19 protein-coding genes are annotated in these 18259 nt (G+C 70.8%); 9 read left to right on the forward strand and 10 right to left on the reverse strand.

The annotated features are described in order from the left end of the window. Positions 1-100 precede the first annotated feature (100 nt). Positions 101-382 carry a DUF3040 domain-containing protein gene (locus ACZ3I3_RS19335; protein ID WP_467366588.1) on the forward strand — a complete coding sequence of 94 codons (282 nt, stop codon included), beginning with the start codon at positions 101-103 and terminating at the stop codon, positions 380-382. A 10-nt stretch (positions 383-392) separates the two neighbouring features. Here the strand turns inward: ACZ3I3_RS19335 and ACZ3I3_RS19340 are convergent, their stop codons facing one another. After that, positions 393-1310, reverse strand: a complete 918-nt coding sequence (locus tag ACZ3I3_RS19340) for an RNA polymerase sigma-70 factor (RefSeq protein WP_467366590.1) — start codon at positions 1308-1310, stop codon at positions 393-395. After that, positions 1307-2500: an NAD(P)/FAD-dependent oxidoreductase gene (locus ACZ3I3_RS19345; protein WP_467366592.1), complete on the reverse strand. Its 1194-nt coding sequence runs from the start codon at positions 2498-2500 to the stop codon at positions 1307-1309. Before ACZ3I3_RS19345 ends, ACZ3I3_RS19340 begins: the two co-directional genes overlap by 4 nt. A gap of 308 nt (positions 2501-2808) precedes the next feature. On the opposite strand from ACZ3I3_RS19345, the gene ACZ3I3_RS19350 reads away from it, so the two are divergent. Next, entirely contained in the window at positions 2809-3207 is a 399-nt protein-coding gene (locus ACZ3I3_RS19350) for a hypothetical protein (RefSeq protein ID WP_467366594.1), read from the forward strand. 83 nt (positions 3208-3290) lie between these two features. On the opposite strand, the gene ACZ3I3_RS19355 is transcribed toward ACZ3I3_RS19350, so the two are convergent. Then, positions 3291-4295, reverse strand: coding sequence for an ArsR family transcriptional regulator (locus ACZ3I3_RS19355; RefSeq protein WP_467366596.1), 1005 nt, complete (start codon positions 4293-4295; stop codon positions 3291-3293). A 110-nt stretch (positions 4296-4405) separates the two neighbouring features. Here ACZ3I3_RS19355 and ACZ3I3_RS19360 point away from each other — a divergent pair, with 110 nt between their 5' ends. After that, positions 4406-5011: a DinB family protein gene (locus ACZ3I3_RS19360; RefSeq protein ID WP_467366598.1), complete on the forward strand. Its 606-nt coding sequence runs from the start codon at positions 4406-4408 to the stop codon at positions 5009-5011. Between the two features lie 5 nt (positions 5012-5016). Next, on the forward strand, positions 5017-5223 hold the full coding sequence (locus tag ACZ3I3_RS19365; RefSeq protein WP_467366600.1) for a hypothetical protein: 207 nt from the start codon (positions 5017-5019) through the stop codon (positions 5221-5223). Between the two features lie 82 nt (positions 5224-5305). Here the strand turns inward: ACZ3I3_RS19365 and ACZ3I3_RS19370 are convergent, their stop codons facing one another. Continuing rightward, positions 5306-6136: a tetratricopeptide repeat protein gene (locus tag ACZ3I3_RS19370; protein ID WP_467366602.1), complete on the reverse strand. Its 831-nt coding sequence runs from the start codon at positions 6134-6136 to the stop codon at positions 5306-5308. 303 nt (positions 6137-6439) lie between these two features. On the opposite strand from ACZ3I3_RS19370, the gene ACZ3I3_RS19375 reads away from it, so the two are divergent. From ACZ3I3_RS19375 to htpG, 3 genes are all read left to right on the forward strand, one after another. Further along, complete coding sequence (locus ACZ3I3_RS19375; protein WP_467366604.1) at positions 6440-7198, forward strand: hypothetical protein; 759 nt, start codon at positions 6440-6442, stop codon at positions 7196-7198. Between the two features lie 149 nt (positions 7199-7347). Beyond that, on the forward strand, positions 7348-8112 hold the full coding sequence (locus ACZ3I3_RS19380) for a class F sortase (protein WP_467366606.1): 765 nt from the start codon (positions 7348-7350) through the stop codon (positions 8110-8112). Positions 8113-8198: 86 nt separating this feature from the next. Continuing rightward, positions 8199-10097, forward strand: a complete 1899-nt coding sequence (htpG, locus tag ACZ3I3_RS19385) for a molecular chaperone HtpG (protein ID WP_467366608.1) — start codon at positions 8199-8201, stop codon at positions 10095-10097. Between the two features lie 12 nt (positions 10098-10109). Here the strand turns inward: htpG and ACZ3I3_RS19390 are convergent, their stop codons facing one another. Further along, entirely contained in the window at positions 10110-10361 is a 252-nt protein-coding gene (locus ACZ3I3_RS19390; RefSeq protein ID WP_467366610.1) for a twin-arginine translocase TatA/TatE family subunit, read from the reverse strand. Then, positions 10349-11002 carry a hypothetical protein gene (locus ACZ3I3_RS19395; protein WP_467366612.1) on the reverse strand — a complete coding sequence of 218 codons (654 nt, stop codon included), beginning with the start codon at positions 11000-11002 and terminating at the stop codon, positions 10349-10351. Before ACZ3I3_RS19395 ends, ACZ3I3_RS19390 begins: the two co-directional genes overlap by 13 nt. Positions 11003-11146: 144 nt before the next feature. Between ACZ3I3_RS19395 and ACZ3I3_RS19400 the strand changes: the two genes are divergently transcribed. Next, on the forward strand, positions 11147-11533 hold the full coding sequence (locus ACZ3I3_RS19400; RefSeq protein ID WP_467366614.1) for a BlaI/MecI/CopY family transcriptional regulator: 387 nt from the start codon (positions 11147-11149) through the stop codon (positions 11531-11533). Between the two features lie 6 nt (positions 11534-11539). Then, the gene (locus ACZ3I3_RS19405) at positions 11540-12772 is read left to right on the forward strand and encodes a M56 family metallopeptidase (protein WP_467366616.1); all 1233 of its coding nucleotides are present in this window, start codon (positions 11540-11542) and stop codon (positions 12770-12772) included. A gap of 12 nt (positions 12773-12784) precedes the next feature. Here the strand turns inward: ACZ3I3_RS19405 and ACZ3I3_RS19410 are convergent, their stop codons facing one another. From ACZ3I3_RS19410 to ACZ3I3_RS19425, 4 genes are all read right to left on the reverse strand, one after another. After that, the gene (locus ACZ3I3_RS19410; RefSeq protein ID WP_467366617.1) at positions 12785-13801 is read right to left on the reverse strand and encodes a sporulation protein; all 1017 of its coding nucleotides are present in this window, start codon (positions 13799-13801) and stop codon (positions 12785-12787) included. Between the two features lie 143 nt (positions 13802-13944). Continuing rightward, complete coding sequence (locus ACZ3I3_RS19415) at positions 13945-16413, reverse strand: CBM35 domain-containing protein (RefSeq protein ID WP_467366619.1); 2469 nt, start codon at positions 16411-16413, stop codon at positions 13945-13947. Positions 16414-16513: 100 nt separating this feature from the next. Beyond that, complete coding sequence (locus ACZ3I3_RS19420; protein WP_467366621.1) at positions 16514-17338, reverse strand: carbohydrate ABC transporter permease; 825 nt, start codon at positions 17336-17338, stop codon at positions 16514-16516. Then, positions 17335-18258, reverse strand: a complete 924-nt coding sequence (locus ACZ3I3_RS19425; RefSeq protein ID WP_243381606.1) for a carbohydrate ABC transporter permease — start codon at positions 18256-18258, stop codon at positions 17335-17337. The genes ACZ3I3_RS19420 and ACZ3I3_RS19425 overlap by 4 nt, the downstream gene beginning before the upstream one ends. Position 18259 lies beyond the last annotated feature (1 nt).

Below are 18259 nucleotides of genomic sequence, written 5' to 3' on the forward strand. Positions count from 1 at the left end.
CTCCCTCCGCACCGTCACGCGGGCCCGACACCCCAGGACTTGCCATGGCCTCGGCCGTGCCCTGCCTCGAAGCGCTGTCGGGTTCCGGGAAGGAGAAGCCGTGCCCCAGTCCGAAGACGCACGTCTCGTCGACCTCGAAGCACGACTCGAGCGGCAGGACCCCAGGTTCACCCGGGCCATGAGAGCCGGCCGCCCGGCCCGGCCCCGGGAGTACCGGCGTGCCGGAGCCTGGTGGGCCCTGGCCCTCGGCGTGGTCGTCCTGGGTTCCGGCATCGCCCTGGCGCAAGGGCTGCTCATCGCGACCGGGCTGGTCCTCGTCGGCATGGCGGCCCAGCTGGTCGACCCGGACCCGAGCCGCCTGGGCCGGCAGAGGCGATGGTAGACAAGGCAACTCAGAAGAGCTCGTGCCGAGTTCCGTCGGCGACTGCGCGGAGCTTGTCGGGATTGGCCACGTTGTGGATGGTCGCGATGCGGCCCTCTGGATCGAAGTCGAAGGTCAGCGTGGCGACCACGCGGTCCGGGCCGCGGAAGACCAGGCCCGGGCCGCCGTTGATCCAGGTGAGCTCCGTCCGCATCTGCCCGGGCTCGATGCCCTGGTAGGTCGCGGTGCCGAGCGCGGCGAACCAACGGGCCACGGTCTCCAGGCCGACGACCGGCTTGAGGGCCTGGCGGACCTTGCCGCCGCCATCGGTCCACAGGGTCACGTCCGGGGAGAGAAGCTCCATGAGGGTGTTGAGGTCGCCGCCCGCCGTCGCCGCGAAGAAGCGCTCGGCGACGTCGCGTTGGCGGGCGCGGTCCGCGGTGAAACGGGGCCGACGGGCCTGGACGTGCTCGCGGGCGCGGTGCGCTGCCTGTCGGACCGCCGCCTCCGAGCGCTCCACCGCTTCCGCGATCTCCGCGTAGCTGAAGGCGAAGACCTCCTTCAGCACGAAGACCGCGCGCTCCAGGGGACTCAGCGTCTCCAGCACCACCAGCAGGGCCATGGAGACCAAGTCCGTCGTGGCAACGCCGTCAGCTGTGTCCGGGCCGGTGAGGATCGGCTCGGGGAGCCATGGCCCGACGTAGGTCTCGCGCTGGTGGCGAGTCGAACGAAGCTGCTCCATCGCCAGGTTGGAGACGATCCGGGTCAGGTAGGACTTGGGATCGGCGACCTGCGAACGGTCGGCCGCCGACCACTTGAGCCAAGCGTCCTGGACCACGTCCTCGGCATCGGCGGCGGTCCCGAGGATGCGGTAGGCGACGGAGAAGAGCAAGGTGCGGTACCGCTGGAAGGCAAGCTGGTCGGGGCCGGGCTGCTGCGGCTGGGTCACTTGGCGCTCCGAATCCGGGTGTAGCGGCCGCCGTGCGGCCAGAACGCGCCCGACGCGGGCATCTTCTTCATGCGGGCGAAGGTCGGCCACGGCGCGGCGGTGACCGTCTCCTTGTACTTCGCGGCTCGCTTGCCGGTCAGCACGATCCGGCGCGGGCTGTCGTCGGGGTGGGTGAACTGTACGACGGCGTCGTTCCGGCCCAGACTGACAGGGGTGTGGTAGTAGCCGAAACGGAAGGGCTTGGGCTCCTTTCCGGCCAGCACCCGCAGGATCGAGAGGGCCGCGTGCACGCCGGTGGGCATACCTCCCTGACAGGTCCCGTGCATCACGCCGTAGCCCTGACGGATCGCCGCCGCATCGCCCACCGCATAGACGTCCGGGTGGGAGACCGAGCGCAGCGCGCTGTCGGTGACCACTCGGCCGCGCTCGTCGACGGTCAGGCCCGCGGCGGCCGCCAGCGGCGAGACACGGGTGCCGCTGGTCCACAGCACCGCGCCCGCCGGGATGCTGGAGCCGTCCGCGAGCTCGACACTGTCCGGCAGCACCTTGGCCACCTCGACGCCGCTGCGCACCCGCACACCGAGCCGGGCCAGCGCCGCGTCCATGTAGGCCTTGGCCTTCGGGTGCATGCTCGCACCCGGCTCCTGCCGTCCCAGCAGCACCACCTCGAGCTCCGGGTGCCGCTCGGCGATCTCCGCGGCGGCCTCGACGCCGGTGAGGCCGCTGCCGCCGACCACGACGGTCCCACTGTCGAGCCGGGCCAGCCGGTCGGCGAGGATGGCGGCGTCCTCCGGGGTGTTGAGGGTGTAGGCGTGGTCGTCCACGCCGGGGACGGCAACGGTGTTCGCGATGCTGCCCAGGCCGTAGACCAGGGTGTCGTAGCGCAGGACCCGGTCGTCGTCGATCCGGACGGTCTTCGTCCCGGCGTCCACGGCGGTGACCCAGCCACGGACGAAGTCGGCGCCGGTGCCGTCCAGCAGCCCCGGGATGTTCATCTCGGCCGTCTCCTGACCGGTGGCGGTCATGTGCAGCCGGAGCCGCTCGGTGAAGGTGTCGTAGGGGTTGACCAGCGTCACTCGCAGGTTCCCGCGTTTCCTGGTGCGGGCCGCGAGCTGGATCGCGGCGGAGAGCCCGGCGTAACCGGCGCCCAGGACCAGGACCTCGTGCTGCTGCGCTGCTGTCGCGTTCATCGCTCTGCTGCCTCTTTCGTGTCGGTCGTTCCCGCCGCGTGGACGACCACCAGACGCAAGCTGCCCTTCCGTTCGTGACATGGCATCGATGTGACCTGCGTCACATTGAGTGGGGGGAGGAGCGTGCGCGGCATCGGCACCGCGACGCGCTGCACATAGGGCCACGCCTCTGCCGTCGAAGCGGACGCCCCGCATCTCGTTCTCCCCCGATGAGCTCGGCTTTTGCGGCCCGCCGCAACAGCATGGCCGGACGCGGTGCAACTCAGCAGAGTGGGTCTCGCCATGCACAACATTCCTAGGGGGAAAACGTGCAGAAGAACCTCAAGACGCTCGCCGCGGCCGTTGGCGGTCTCGCTCTGGCATTCGGCGGATCGACGGTGGCTGTCGCCGCTCCGCAGGGCGACGTGAGCGCCCAGGTCAGCTGCTACGACGGGGCCTCGTCCTTCTCGAAGGCGTCCGGCCGGTACACGACGAGCGTCTTCAAGACGTCGTCCAGGTGCAACGACATCAACATCAAGATGGGCTCCAGCGGCCGTAACGTGAAGGTGTGCTTCAAGCTCAGCAGCGGCTCCTTCGACTGCCAGAGCGACTACAAGTGGGCCCCTTCGGGCTCCTGGAAGGTGATCGCCACCGACGTCCGCGACTCCCAGGAGTTCGTGTTCTTCTTCCAGACCACCAACTCCGCGTCGGGCTCGTACGCCGCCTGACCGGTGCGTAAGGGGCGGGCCCGCCGGTGGACGACCGGCGGGCCCGCTTCATGCTCGTGCCGACGGCGACGAACCACTGCCGGTCACTCCATCGGGCTCGCGGCGCGCAGCAAGGACGCCCCCGCCGGGGTGAGGGTGTGCAGCACGGTCGGGCCGTTCCGGATGGTGGTGACGAGGCCCGCGTCGCGCAGCACGGTGGCGTGTCTGCTGGCGGAGGATGCCGAGACTCCGGCGGCACGGGCGATCTCGCCGGTCGTGGCACCAGTGGACGCGGCACGCAAGGCGACCGCTCTGGCGCGCCCGAGCAGGGTGATCAAGGACTTCTCGGGGGCGTCGACGCCATACGGGGCATCCGGGGGGCTCGGCTCGTGGAGGAGCGAGTACCAGAGCACGGGCGGCATTTCCGGGTCGGCGAAGGTGACCGGCTCACCCCAGTTGAAGTACGAAGGGACGAGGGTGAGCCCACGTCCGTTCAGATACAGGTCCCGGTCCTTGACCTGCTTGGGGTAGACGACCTCCAGGACGGGAGGGCGCCAGCGCAGCATCGGCCCGAGTCCCGAGAGCATGCCCTCGACTCCGCCGTCCAGAAGCCCACGGGCACGCGCCGCCCGCTCCGCCTCGATCCGGGCCTGTGTCTTTTCCTCGTACGGCGCGATCACCGCGTCGTGGTACGCCCGCAGCATCCCCGCGAACTCCTTGCGCACCTCCAGCCGGGCCAGCTGCCCGGCCCACGCGGGAGCTCCGACGGTCCGGTCGAGGGTGGTCACGTCCTTCAGGACCCGTCGCGGGGGCGTGGCCAGAATTGATTCCAGTCCGGCGTCCAGATCACCCACCGCGTCAGCGGGCGTCAGAAAGTCCGGAAAGTAAGCGGCCCTCGGATACAAGGGCAGGAAGACGCTCCGCAGGACACGCCCCAGCCCTCTCTCCCGCGTCTGCTGCCGTGCCATGCGGTACCACCCGGCGTAGGCCCACCGCCCTCGGCGCGACTGTAATCGGTGCAGACTCGCGGCGACTTCCCAGAGCGGATCAGGAGCGGCGGCGATCCTGGTTCGCGCCAGATCTGTATCGCTGAAATGAATGCGGAGCATGTCGTCCCCCGTTCGGCATGGTCGGCTGGGAGATCGTAGGTCGCGCGGATCAATACGCGATAAACAGGGGTTCAACAGACATGAGGCGTCCCATGGCAGGGTCATGGCGCATGATCGATGAATTCGCGAAAGACAACCTCTACGGGAGACTGCGGCGGGACCGCAAGGCGTTGCTCTGGAAACTCGACGGCTTGTCCGAATACGACGCCCGCCGGCCTTTGACAGCGACCGGGACCAACCTCCTCGGCCTGGTCAAACACGTGGCCACCGTCGAGGCCAGGTACTTCGGCGAGGTCTTCGACCGCCCTTCCCCGGAACCGCTGCCCCGGTGGCAGGACTCCGACGGCAGCGATCAGTGGGCGACCGAGGACGAGAGCCGCGATCAGATCATCGGGTTCTACCGGCGCACGTGGGAACACTCGGACGCGACGATCGACGAGCTTCCCCTCGACGCCCCCGGCCACGTGCCGTGGTGGCCGGAGCCTTGTCCCAACACGAACCTGTTCGCCGTCATGGTCCATGTCCTCGGCGAGTCCATCCGGCATGCCGGGCACGCCGACATCCTGCGTGAGGGTCTCGACGGCCGGACCGGGGTGCGCGCCGAAAACGAGCAGCCGATCGACGAGGGAGCCCGTGCGGCCTACTGCGCGAAGATCGAGCAGGCGGCCAGGACGGCCGCACCGATCAAGGCTCAGGGGTTGTCTCACGTGACGTGAGGTTCGTGCGGCATGATGCCGTCGAACTCCGCGCGGACGAGGCGTACTTCTCCGGCGAACACCTGGCCTGGCCGCGCGAGCGCGGGCTCGTCGCGCGCATCGCGCGGCCCGGCATCGAGTCCGTCGAACGCCTCGGTCGGCACCGCTGGCAGACCGAGCGGACGAAAAGGGCTCGCACTTCCTCGCCTCCCGCGGCCTGGCCACCGCCCTGACCTGCTACAAGAAGCTCGCTGCTTGATCCACTACGGCGCGACCTTCGCCCGGCTCCAGTAGAGGGAGGCGTCGCGTTCCAGGTCAGGCGCCGTCGATGCGGTCGAGCAGCGCCCGGGCCTCGGCGGTGCGGTGATGGTCCGGGCCGAAGGAGGCCAGGCAGGCGTCGTGAGCGGCTGTGGCCCGGAGGCGGGCCTCGCTGCCGCGGCCCAGCCCGAGGAGGGCGGTCGCCACGGCCAGCTCGACGGCGCCGGTCTCCGGGCGGTGCTGCTCCTCGGGCAGGCTGCGGCGCAGCTCGTCGGCGCGCTCCGCCTCGGTGAGAGCCTCCTCGTGGCGGGCCTGGCCGTTGAGGCTGCGGGCCAGGCCGAGCCGCAGGACCAGGGAGAACCGGTCCGGTACGCGATGAGCGGCCAAGGCCTCGCAGGCGAGCGCCTCGGCCTCCGGGTGGCGTCCCTGCGCGTTGAGGGCGAAGACCAGTCCGTTGCGGGCGGCCGCCGCTATGAAGGGCATCTCCGGTCCTGCCCCGCGGATCGCGGCCTGGGCGACGGCCGCACACTCTGCCTCGCACTCGGCGTGCCGGGCGAGCGCGGTCAGCACCTGGGCGCGGTCCGAGCGCAGCTTCAGGGTCTGCGGGTGTTCGGCTCCGAAGGTCCTGCCGAAGGCCGGCAGCACTGCGTCGTACAGGGCGAGGGCCTCGGCGTGGCGGCCCTGGGCGCCCGTCGCCAGCGCGGCGATGCTCAGCGCCAGCGGTGCGTACATGTCGTCGCGTGGCCGCGACCGGGCCGCGGCCACAGCGCGGGCCTCGGCCTCCGCCTCGGCATAGCGCCCGGCCTCGTACAGCGCCACGGCCTGGGACACAGGCGACCTCGGCATCCGCCCCGCGTCGTTTCGGCCGCGCGGCCGGAAGAGTCTCATGACCGGAGCATACGGATGCCGCGCACGCCGCTCGGCGAGGGGCGAGAGCCGGTCCGGCGGCCCTGCTGTCCCGCGGTCGGGCGGGTGCGTCGCCAGACCCGGACGGGATGATCGCCACGTGGGTGACATCGAAGGGCTGCGGCGCCGGCCGGGGCGGGTGCCGCCGTCAGGGTGGGGTCGTAACCCGTGTGAACGCCCTGGATGGTGGGACGGCCCGGCATGACTGACGGTGGTTCACGTCGAGGCCGGGTCTCGTGAGCTGGCGAGGCGTCAGCGCCCGGTCCGCGACGGAAGGACTCACCGATGCGCTCTGCCCGCATGCTGCTCGCGACGGCCACGGCCACGGCCGCCCTCGCGATCGCCGCACCCGCCGCCTACGCCGAGGCGATGGGTGACCGGGACCACGACACCACTTCCTACAGCAAGGAGCACCACAAGGACGGCAAACACCACAAGCCGCGCGGCGGGATGCACACGGGTGGCGGAGCCCTGACCGGGGTGACCGCCGACCACGACGGGGACGACGCCCGGCACGACCAGGACCACCGCAAGGACGGCGAGCACGGCAAGCACGAGGAGCACGGCAAGCACGAGGGCCATGACAAGGACTCCCGGCACGGCGACAAGCACCACAAGCCGCGCGGCGGGATGCACACGGGCGGCGGAGCCCTGGCCGTGGTGAACGCGGACGACGACTGGGACAACCCCAAGCAGGACCAGGACGCCCTCAAGGGTGACAAGCACGACGAGGACCCCTGGGGCGACAAGCACGAAGAGGACCCCTGGGGCGACAAGCACGACAAGGGCGAGAACGGCAAGCACGACGAGAACGGGAAGCACGAGGAGAACGGCAAGCACGACGAGCACGGCAAGCACGACGACCACGACAAGGGCTCCTGGCACGGCGACAAGCACCACAAGCCGCGCGGCGGCATGCACACCGGTGGCGGCGCACTGGCCGCCGGGCCGGGCGTGACGGCCGGCGGTCTCGCGGTGCTCGCGGTGGCCGGCACCGGCCTGTACGCACTGCGGCGCCAGAAGGCCTCACAGGGCGCGGCATGACCGAGGCATGAACCCATAGCCGCCGTGGCCGCCGCACGTGCTCCTCGCGTCGCGGCGGCCCGGCTCGTCCCGGCTCGTCCTCCCGCGCTCGCGTGCCGTGTCCGCTGCCGTGTCCGTTCCCCTGCCGTGCCCGAATGAGGTGGTCTCCGATGGCAGCCAGCCCCAGCCCCCCGCCCCCTGCCGAGCCCAGCCCCCCGCCCCCTGCCGAGCCCGGCCCCACGCCGTCGAAGCGGCGATTCCGCACCGCCGTGTCGGTCTTCTGGGGTCTCGCGGCCCTGGTCCTGACCGTGAGCCTGGTCGCCGGCCGTGGCGAGTCGTCGTCCGACACCGGCGGCCCGCCGCACGCCCCGCCGGCCGTCCCGACGGCCGCGCCCGCCACCTCCGCCGCGCCCGCCGTGCCCGACGCGCCGCCCTCCTCCGCGGCGCCCCATCGGACCGCCGCGTCCGGGGCCGGGCCCCATCTGCCGCGGTCCCGGCCGGTCCGCCTGTACATCCCCAAGATCTCGGTGAACGCGCCCTTCACCGACCTCGCCATCGGCCGTTCGGGTCAGCTCGAACCGCCTCCGGCCGACGACATCAACCTCGTCGGCTGGTACGCCAAGGGCGCCTCGCCCGGCGAGGCCGGAACCGCGATCATCGCCGGGCACGTGGACACCGCGACCTCCCCGGCCGTGTTCGCCGGGCTCAGTGAGCTGAGGAAGGGCGACCGGTTCCACGTGGCGCGAGCCGACGGCAGCAGGGCGACCTTCGTGGTCGACGACGCGCAGTCCTTCGACAAGGACGACTTCCCCAGCGAGCGCGTGTACGGCGACACCCCCGACGCCCAGGTCCGGCTCATCACGTGCGCGGGTGCCTACGACCGTCAGGCCCGGGACTACACCGAGAATCTGGTCGTGTTCGCCCACCTTGTCTGAGTTCCGGGCCCCCGGCCTGACGTGGTGTTTTAAAGTGACTGCCACGAGTTCAGGCGACTGTGGGACCTGTGAGGTATTCGCGAACCATGACGACCGAAACGTTTGAGTTCCAGGTAGAGGCACGCCAGCTGCTCCAGCTGATGATCCACTCGGTCTACTCGAACAAGGATGTCTTCCTGCGGGAGCTCGTCTCCAACGCCTCCGATGCGCTGGACAAGCTGCGCCTGGAGAAGCTGCGGGACGACTCGCTCGACGCCGACGTGTCCGACCTGCACATCGAGATCGACGTCGACAAGGACGCCCGGACCCTCACGGTGCGGGACAACGGCATCGGGATGTCGTACGACGAGGTCGGACAGCTGATCGGCACCATCGCCAACTCCGGTACGGCCACCTTCCTGAAGGAGCTGCGGGAGGCCCAGGACGCGGCCAACGCCGAGGGGCTCATCGGCCAGTTCGGCGTCGGCTTCTACTCCGGCTTCATGGTGGCGGACGAGGTGACGCTGGTGACCCGGCGCGCCGGCGAGGGCCAGGGGACCCGCTGGACGTCGCGCGGCGAGTCCACGTACTCGCTGGAGAAGGTCGACGACGCCCCGCAGGGCACCTCCGTGACGCTCCACCTCAAGCCCGCCGACCCGGACAACCAGCTCCACGACTACACCTCGCCGTGGAAGATCCGGGAGATCGTCAAGCGGTACTCGGACTTCATCACCTGGCCCATCCGGATGGTCCCGGAGAAGGCCGACGGCGAGGACGCGCCCGAGCCCGAGACGCTGAACTCGATGAAGGCCCTGTGGGCGCGGTCGCGCGACGAGGTGTCCGACGACGAGTACCACGAGCTGTACAAGCACATCAGCCACGACTGGCGCGAGCCGCTGGAGACGATCCGGCTCCAGGCCGAGGGCACCTTCGAGTACCAGGCCCTGCTCTTCGTGCCCTCGCACGCCCCGCACGACCTGTTCACGCGGGACTTCAAGCGCGGCGTCCAGCTGTATGTGAAGCGCGTCTTCATCATGGACGACTGCGAGGCGCTGCTGCCGCCCTACCTCCGCTTCGTCAAGGGCGTCGTCGACGCGCAGGACCTCTCGCTCAACGTCTCCCGCGAGATCCTCCAGCAGGACCGGCACATCCGGATGATGCAGCGCCGGCTGACGAAGAAGGTCCTGTCCACGATCAAGGAGATCAAGACCAAGGACGCCGACCGCTACGCCACGTTCTGGCGCGAGTTCGGCACCGCCCTGAAGGAGGGCCTGGTCACCGACTCCGAGAACCGGGACGCCATCCTCGCCGTCGCGTCGTTCGCCACCACGCACGCCGAGGACGAGCCGACCACCCTCGCGCAGTACGTGGAGCGGATGAAGGACGGCCAGGAGGACATCTACTACATCACCGGCGAGTCCCGGCAGAGCATCGAGAACTCCCCGCACATGGAGGCGTTCCGGGACAAGGGCATCGAGGTCCTGCTGCTCACGGACGCGGTCGACGAGGTGTGGGTCGACGCCGTCGGCGAGTACGAGGGCAAGAAGCTGCGCTCCGTCGCCAAGGGCGAGATCGACCTCGACGGCGAGAAGGACGAGAAGACCGAGGGGGAGCGGGAGAAGCAGGCCGAGGACTACGCGGGACTGCTCGGCTGGATGCGGGAGCAGCTGGACGAGGACATCAAGGAGGTGCGTCTGTCGGCGCGGCTCACCGTCTCCCCGGCCTGCGTCGTCTCGGACGCGCACGACCTGACGCCGGCCCTGGAGAACATGTACCGGGCGATGGGCCAGGAGGTGCCGCGCACCAAGCGGATCCTCGAACTCAACCCCGGGCACCCGCTGGTGAAGAACCTGAACGAGGCGTACAAGGAGCGCGAGGACCGCTCGGGTCTCGTCGAGTCCGCCGAGCTGCTCCACACGCTGGCGGTGCTCGCCGAGGGCGGCCAGCCCAAGGACCCCGCTCGCTTCGTCAAGCTCGTGGCCGACCGCCTGGAGCGCACGCTGTAGGCAGGGGGAGGATCAGCGGGGGTCCGGGGCCTCCGCGGCCCGCGCGCCGGGCGGGGTCGGGCCGGTGCCCGGCGGGACGATCTCGCCCTGGACCACCCGCGGCGCGGGGGCCGTCCCGGCCTCCTCGTCCCTCGCGGCGCGGGCCTCGGCCTTGAGGATGCGGGCGGACTTGCCGGCCGACCGGGCCAGTTCGGGCAGCTTCCTCGCCCCGATCACGGCTATGACGACGATGAGGAGGATCGCGAGCTCGCTCAGTCCGAACATGGTGTCCTGTCCTTTCTCGCCCGGGCCGGGCACGGCGTGAGCGTATCGGGCGGGGAGCCCGGTGTGACCCCCGCCTCGGCGGGTGCGACCGCCGGGTGACGGAGCAGATGGGGCAGCATGCCGCGGTCCAGCAGGGCCTGCCGCCAGGCGAGCCGGGCGTGCTCCTCGCGGTCGGTCCGCCGGCCCAGGGCCGAGCGCAGCAGCGCGGCCAGGCCGACGAGACCGGTCACGGCCGCCACGAGCGCCAGCGTCCAGCCCGCCGCGACGAGCGAGCCGGGCAACGGGCCCGGGGCGCCGGCGACCTGGAGCAGGCAGCCGAGTAGCAGCAGGGCCCCGGCGGACGCCCCCGCCACGAGCGGCGTGAGCACCGCGAGGGCGGGCAGCAGACTGTCGGTGGCGGGCGAGCGCCGCGCGTCCTGGCGGGCGGCCGTGCGTACGGCGAGGTAGGCGCGGTACGGCTCGCCGGCCGCCGCTGTGATGTCGTCGGCGTGGGCGAGCGCGTGGGCACGCAGCTGCGCGGCCGTCCGGCCGGTCGGGTCGGCGCGCACGGCGCCATGGATGTCCGCGGTGCGCAGCGCCTGGTCCAGTACCGCTTCGAAGTCCGCGCGGTCCTCGGGGTGGAGGCGGGGCGGATCGGCCACAAGGTCTCCTTGTCGGTTGCTGTGTCGGACGTCGGTACCGAACGCATTTAAATCTACAGCACTGTAGAAGTAGACGGGGTCGGGTCCCGCGGATCTATACGATGTCCGCACGGGCACGGCAGGGCGGCGAAGGGAGGCAGGGCGGTGACGGATCCCCGGCAGCGGCCCCGGCGGGGGCAGGGCGAGCTGGAGGCGCTGGTGCTGTCGGCACTGCGGGAGGCGGACGGTCCGGCGACGGCCGGCTGGGTGCAGGAACGCCTCGGCGGCGACCTCGCGTACACGACGGTGATCACGATCCTGACCCGGCTGCTGGGCAAGGGCGCGGTCACCCGGGAGCGGGTGGGCCGGTCCTTCGCCTGGACGCCCGCCTCGGACCAGGCGGGCCTGGCCGCCCGGAAGATGCGCAAGGTGCTGGACGCCGAGAGCGACCGCGAGGCCGTGCTGGCCAGCTTCCTCACCGGCCTCGGCCCGGACGACGAACGGCTGCTGCGCGACCTGCTGGATCAGGCCGACGGCGAGGGGGAAGGCTGAAGCCTCATGGGGGTCTTCGTCTTTCTGCCACTGGTTCTCCCGCTCACGGCCTGGCCGGTCGCACGCCTGGCCGAGCATCATCTGCACCCGCGCACCGCGACCCGGTTACTGACCGCGATGGCGGCGGTGCTGGCGCTGTGCAGCACGGTGTGCCTGGGTCTCGTCATGGTGGTCGGCACCGCCCAACTGCCCGGCAACCCCTTGCCCGACGGCTGGTCGGACCCCGAGGTACGGGCGGCGGTGCCGTATGACGAGGTCGTCGGCAAGGCCGCGATCCCCGCGCTGTGCGCGGTGGTTGTCGCCTGCGCCCGCACCCTGTGGCGACACGCCCGGGTACGCCGCCAGGCCCACCGCGCGCTGTCCGGCCTGCCGGACACGGAGGTGGCCGTCCTGCCGGACGGCGTCCCTTACGCGTACGCGCTGCCCGGTGGCCGCCGGGGCGGCGGTGCGCCGGCTGGGGGCCGTGGGGGTGGTGGTGTGCTGCGTGGGCTTCGCTCGGGCGGTGGTGTGCTGCGGGGGCGCCGCAGGGGTGGTGGTGTGCTGCATGGCCTTCCCGGGATCGGTCGTGTCCCGCGAGTGGGGCGCCATGGCCGTGGCGTGCTGCCGGGCCGCAGCGAGGACGGTGGTGTGCTGGGTGTCGGTCGCCAGGGCGGTGGGCGTCAGGACGGTAGGGGTCCGGGTGATGGTCGCCGCGCACAGGGCGGCGGTGCCGGGCGTCGTGTCCGTCGTCGGCGCGGTGGGCGTGTCGTGGTGACGACGGCGCTGCTGGAGCGGCTCCGGCCGGCCGAGCGGCGGGCCCTGTTCGCCCACGAGCGGGCGCACCTCGCCGCCCGCCACGACCGCCATCTGCTCGTCGTGCAGCTCGCGGCCCGGGCCAATCCGTTCCTGCGACCGCTGCGCACGGCCGTCGCCTACACGGCCGAGCGGTGGGCGGACGAGGAGGCGGCCCGGGCGGTCGGCAGCCGCCGCACGGTGGCGCGTGCCATCGGCACGGCCGCCCTGGTCTCCCGGGGCACCCCGGCGCCCACACTCGCCGGACTCGCCGCGCCGGGCCCGGTGCCGCGCCGGGTGGCGGCCCTGCTCGGCCCGCCTCCCGCCGTGCGCACCTGGCCGCCGGTGTCCACCTCGGTCGGGCTGGCGGCCTGGGGCGCGGCCGCGGGAACGGCCGTGTCGGCGATGTCCTCGGCGAACTCCGCCGTCACGATGGTGCTCATCCTGCATGCCGCGACACCTCTTTGAGGGTGCGGGGCCTCAGCCCTCCTCTTCCTCGCCCTCGAAGAAGTCCCCGACCTCGTCGATCACTTCGTCCGCGACCATGCCGCCGACGACCCCGGCCGCGAGTCCGGCCGCGCCCGCCGCGACGGCGGTCCCCATGCCGGGGCCCGAGCGGTGGCCGTCATGGTGCTGCCCGCCGTGCCCGTGGCCGCCCTGGCCGAAGGCGACGGGGGAGGCGTGACCCATGGGCGAGCCGTAGCCCGCGGGGGAGCCGTACGAGGCCCGGTGCTCGACCAGTTGGCGGATCCAGCCGTCGACGATCGTGGGCCAGTCCTGGTGCTCCACTCCCTCGTGGGAGACGGTGAAGCGGGTCAGTGCGTCGTGGCCGGGCGACAGGAAGCCGCCGCGCTTGTCCGCCTCCAGCACGACCTCCGTGCCGCCCGGGCCCACCAGGAACGTCAGCTCGATCTCGTTGACCTGGTGCGCGTACCGGGGTGACGGGGTGAGCTCGATCTCCTGGTAGAAGGGCAGTTGCTGGCCGGTCCCGCCGATGCGCCCGTATTCGAGGTCGGCCGACCTGAAGCCGAACCCGAGTCCGCCGAGGGCTTCCAGCACGGCCTCCTGGACGGGCAGCGGCGTGACGTTCAGCTGGTCCAGGTCGCCCTTGTCCTTCGCGCCTGCCACCGCCAGCTCGGTGCGCACGCCCAGGACGACGCCCAGGCTCTGGCCGTGCAGTTCGGTGACCGGCGTCTCCCACGGGAGGGTCACGCTGAACGGCACACCGCGCTGCTCGCCCTCGGCGAGCCGGAAGCCGCCGCCGACGGTGAAGCGGCCGAAGGCGACGAAGCCCTCGCTCTCGCCGCCCTGGTGCTCGGCTTCGACCCGGGCCACCAGCTCCAGGGTGATGTGCTCGATGTCGAAGTCGGCTTTGCCGCCCACCAGCCGGACCTCGCCGGTGAGTGTGCCGCCGGGGCGGACGGGAGCCGGGTCGAGGACCGTGTCGACCGTGGGGCCGCCCACGCCGAGCGTGCCGAGCAGTCGTTTGAACACCATGGTGGCGTCCACTCCTCACATGCGTGTACGTACGTTCTACAAGCATGTAGAAGTATAGGGGATGCGTGCCGGAGGTGATCTTGCACGCCGGTTGCGGAGGAGAACCGCTCACTCCTCCGCAACCGCATCCGTCAGCGCGCGACTCAGCCCACGACCCGGCCCAGTTCGATCCGGTCGATGTTCGGTGCCCAGGCACTCGCGTTGCCGAACGTCACCTTGTTCGCGCCCTTCGCCAGGTCGACCGGGACTCCGACGGTCCAGTAGTCGTCCCAGCTCCAGGTGTTCTTCAAGGTGACCTTCACCGGGTCTGCTGATCCGACCGTGACGTCCGCCGTACGGGACATGATGTCCGTGTTGTAGGCGTGGCCGTTGTCCCGGCGGTCGTTGTGCGCGTAGTGGACGACCAGCAGGTAGCGGCCGGACCGGGGCGCGTCCACCGTGAACTCGGCGGTGCTGGAAGCGCTGTTGCCGAGCCAGCCGATGTACGAGCCGGCGGACGCGTGCGGGGAGTCGACGAGCTTGGCCCCGCCGGCGAGCGTGGCCTTGGCGCCCTCGTAGGAGAGGGTGCCGGCGGCCGAGCCGTCGCCGGAGACGTCGAGGGAGCGGACGGCGGAGTGGCCCGACGTCATCGCGATCCGGTTGTTGCCCGCGACCAGGTAGAGCCGCAGCGGGCGGCCGGGCGTGGCCGTCACCGTCTCCCCGTGCAGCGAGAGCTTCACGACTGCCGAGGTCCGCGGCACCACCGTGTAGTAGCCGTCGCGCGGGGCGTAGACGTCGAACACCGCCTTGTCACCGGAGCGCAGCACCAGGGAGCCCGTGCCCACACCGGCCGACGAGGTGTAGTCGTACGACGGCTTGCCGCTGATGTCCGCCAGCGTGGCCTCGTAGGACGCGGAGGGCGTGCCCGTCCGTGTGGTCAGGTCGATCCGGTCCAGCGTGACCTCGGCGTCGCCCTTCGACAGGGTCAGCTGGTGCGTACCCGCCTTGAGTTGGACGCTGACGTCCTTCTTGGCGCGGTACGTCCAGTTCTCGGTGGAGGGGTAGGTGACCGTCACCGGGGCGCCGCCGTCGACCGACAGCTTCTGCGTGGCCGGGCCGCCGGACTGGTTGCCGTACAGGATCGCCAGGTCGTACGTGCCGTCCTTCGGCACCTTCACCGAGAAGGCGACCTTGCTGCCGGGCTGGTTGAGCGAGCCGACGTCCTTGGTGCCGGAGGCCGCGTAGCCGTTGGCGTTCTGGACCGTGCCCTGCGTGTAGACCTTGCCGTCGGTGATCGCCGCGTCCTCGGCCTCGTACGACGCCGACCACGGCACGGAGGCGGCGGACGGGGTACCGGAGCCGCCGGGGGTGAGGACGACCCGGTAGGCCGACATCTTGTGCAGGCCGCGCAGCGGCACGGTCACCGAACCGTCGTCCGCGACCTTCACCTTGGTGCGCGCGAGGACCCGCGGCGCCGCGTGCTGCCCCTCGTAACCGGACCAGGCGGCCTCGGCGACGGTCGCGGTGACCGTACGGCCGAACACCGACCGCGGGACGTTGCGCACGACCACGTCCGAGTCGGCCGCGGAGCCGCCGAGCAGGACCTGCGCCTGGCGGCGGGAGGTGTCGAGGGAGGCCAGCCCCTGGAGCGTGTCGATGGTGTTGGGCTGCGGCGGCGTCACCTTCACGGTGTTGCCGGTCATGCCCGCGTACCAGCGGAACAGCCACCAGCCGCCGTTGGGGATGTTCGAGCGCACCACGTGGCCGCTGAGGTTGCCGGCCGCGTCCCAGTACGCCATGTTGGCGTACACCTTGTTGCGCTCGAACATCGAGACCCACTGCACCAGTTGCCCGGGAACGGACAGGTCGCGGCGGTTGGCGTACTCGTCGATGTTGATCTTCAGCGGGGCTATGCCCGCCTCGCGCTCCAGCTTGCGGTAGTCGTCGTAGTGCGCCTGGAAGTCGCGCAGCGAGCCGGAGCCGAGCTCGTGCCAGGTCATCACCTGGGGGAGCACGTTCTCGCGCTTGGCGAAGGCGAGGAAGTCCTTCAACAGGCGGGTGTGGTAGGCGGCTTCGTTGGGACCTGCGATCCGTGCGTCCGGGTCGATCGCGCGGATCCGCTGGTACACCGTCTTCCAGTCCTTGAAGAACCGGTCGCGGTTCTTCTCGTACTGGGCCTGGTCGGCGACGTCGAGCTTGTACCAGATCTGGTCCGGCTCGTTGAACGGGATGTAGACGAAGCGCTCGCTGTTCGGGTCGGCCGAGACCTCCTTGGCGATCTTGTCGACCTTGGGGAGGTAGTCGTCGATGCCGAGGTCCTCGTACGGCCACTTGGCGTAGATGTCCTGCATCATCACGTTGATCTCGCCGCCGCCGTTGCGGAAGAACGACTTGGAGACGGTGAGCGCGTCGCCGTTGGGGTGCTGCGCGCCGCCCTCCGGCTTCTGCGAGATGCTGGTGATCTTCAGGGGTGCCATCGCGGCGTCGCTGGGCACCCCGTCGTCGCTGACCCCGTACAGCGAACCGTTGGCGCCGAGCATCACCGGGCCCTCGGAGGCTTTGAGGTCGACCGTGAGGCGCTGTGGGTCGGCTGCCGCAGCCGCGTTGCCGGCTGCGGGGAGGGTGGCTGCCATGGCGGCTGCTCCAAGTAGTGCTGTCATCAAGGCGGTTCTGGTACGGGACCTCGTACCGGCTCTCGTGCGGGTGGGGGTGATCACGCTGCTGGACCTCCAGTCACTTCACGGCTCCACTGGTGATTCCGGACACGATCTTTCGCTGGCCGACGAGGAACACGGCGACCATGGGCAGGCTCATCACCACGACGTACGCGAAGACGAGATGCCAGTTGTTGAGGTAGAGCTGGGCGCTGGCGACCTGGTAGAGGTTGAGCGGCAGGGTCGCCCGGTCTCCGCCGCCGAGGACGAAGAACGCGTAGAAGATGTCGCTCCAGGCGTAGAGCATCACCATGATCGTCGCGGTGGCGATCACCGGCCGGAGCAGCGGCAGGACGATCCGCCAGAAGATGCGGGACGGGCTCGCCCCGTCCATCCGGGCCGCCTCCTCCAGCTCCATGGGGATGGCGCGGATGAAGCCGGTCATGAAGAAGATCGACGTCGACAGGTACATCCCGGTGTAGACGGCGATCATGCCGGGGCGGGTGTTGGACAGCCCGAGCTGCCGCAGCTCCATCACGATGGTGATGACGGCGGGCGGCAGCAGCAGTCCGCTGATGCACAGCGCGTACGCCGCCGAGACCAGCTTCGACTTGCGGCGGGCGAAGACCCAGGCGGCGCCCGCGCCCAGGATCAGCACCAGGACCACCGAAGGCACCACGACCAGCAGTGAGTTGAGGAAGCCGCGCAGCATCTCGCCCTGGCTGACGGCGTGCGCGTAGTTGCTCGCGGGCTGCCACTGCCGGGGCAGGTCCAGGTTCGGCTTGATCGCCTCGGCCTGCGGCTTGGCCGAGGTGACGGCGACCAGCCACAGCGGCACCCCCACGGCCAGCGCGGCGAGCAGGACGACGAGGGACGGGCGGCCGTACCGCCACACCGCGGTCACAGCAGCTGCTCCCTTCGCCGGAGCCCCACGACCAGCGGGATCGCCACGGCGACCACGACCAGGAAGAGGACGAGGCTCATCGCGGACGCCTGCGCGTACAGGCCCTGCCCGAAGATCCGGAACATGTAGATGTTGAAGACCTCGGTGGAGGCGGCGGGGCCGCCGCCTGTCGTGGCCTGCACGATGTCGAAGGTGTTCATCGAACCGATCAGCGCGGTGGTGACGTTGAAGGTGACGGCGGGCGCCAGCATCGGCCAGCGCACCGACCAGAAGGTCCGCCAGGGCCCCGCGCCGTCGCACTTCGCGGCCTCCAGCATCTCGCCGGGGATGCCCTTGAGCCCGGCCAGATAGATCAGCATCGACAGGCCCATCCACTTCCACCCGTGGATGAGCGTGACGATCACCAGCGTCCAGGTGGTCGAGCCCAGCCACGGGATGTCCGTGCCCAGAACGGAGTTGACGGCCCCGTCCTGGTCGAGCAGCGCCTGGAAGACGTAACCCGTCGCCAGCGCCGAGATCAGCACCGGCAGGAAGAAGACGGCACGGAAGAACCGGTTGAAGCGGCTGTCGTCCTCCAGCAGCAGCGCCAGCACGAGCCCGAAGCCGTTCTGGAACAGCGCCGCCAGCAGCGCGTACACCAGGGTCGTGCGGATCGCCCGCAGCAGCGAGCCGTCCTCGGCGATGGTCCTGAAGTTGTCCAGGCCCGTGAAGGCGATGTCCGCGTGGTACGAGGACCAGTTGGTGAACGGGTAGTAGAAGTTCAGCAGGTTGGGCACCAGGAAGAAGCCCGCGAAGACGACGATCGCGGGGAGCGCGAACCACCAGGGGTGGTGCACGGCAGCTCGCGGGAGCCGTCCCACGCCCTTCGGCGCTCCTTGTGCAGCCGGCTGCTTGCGCGTACGTACGACCGTGTCCGCCATG

This window comes from Streptomyces sp. NPDC016851, assembly GCF_055562795.1.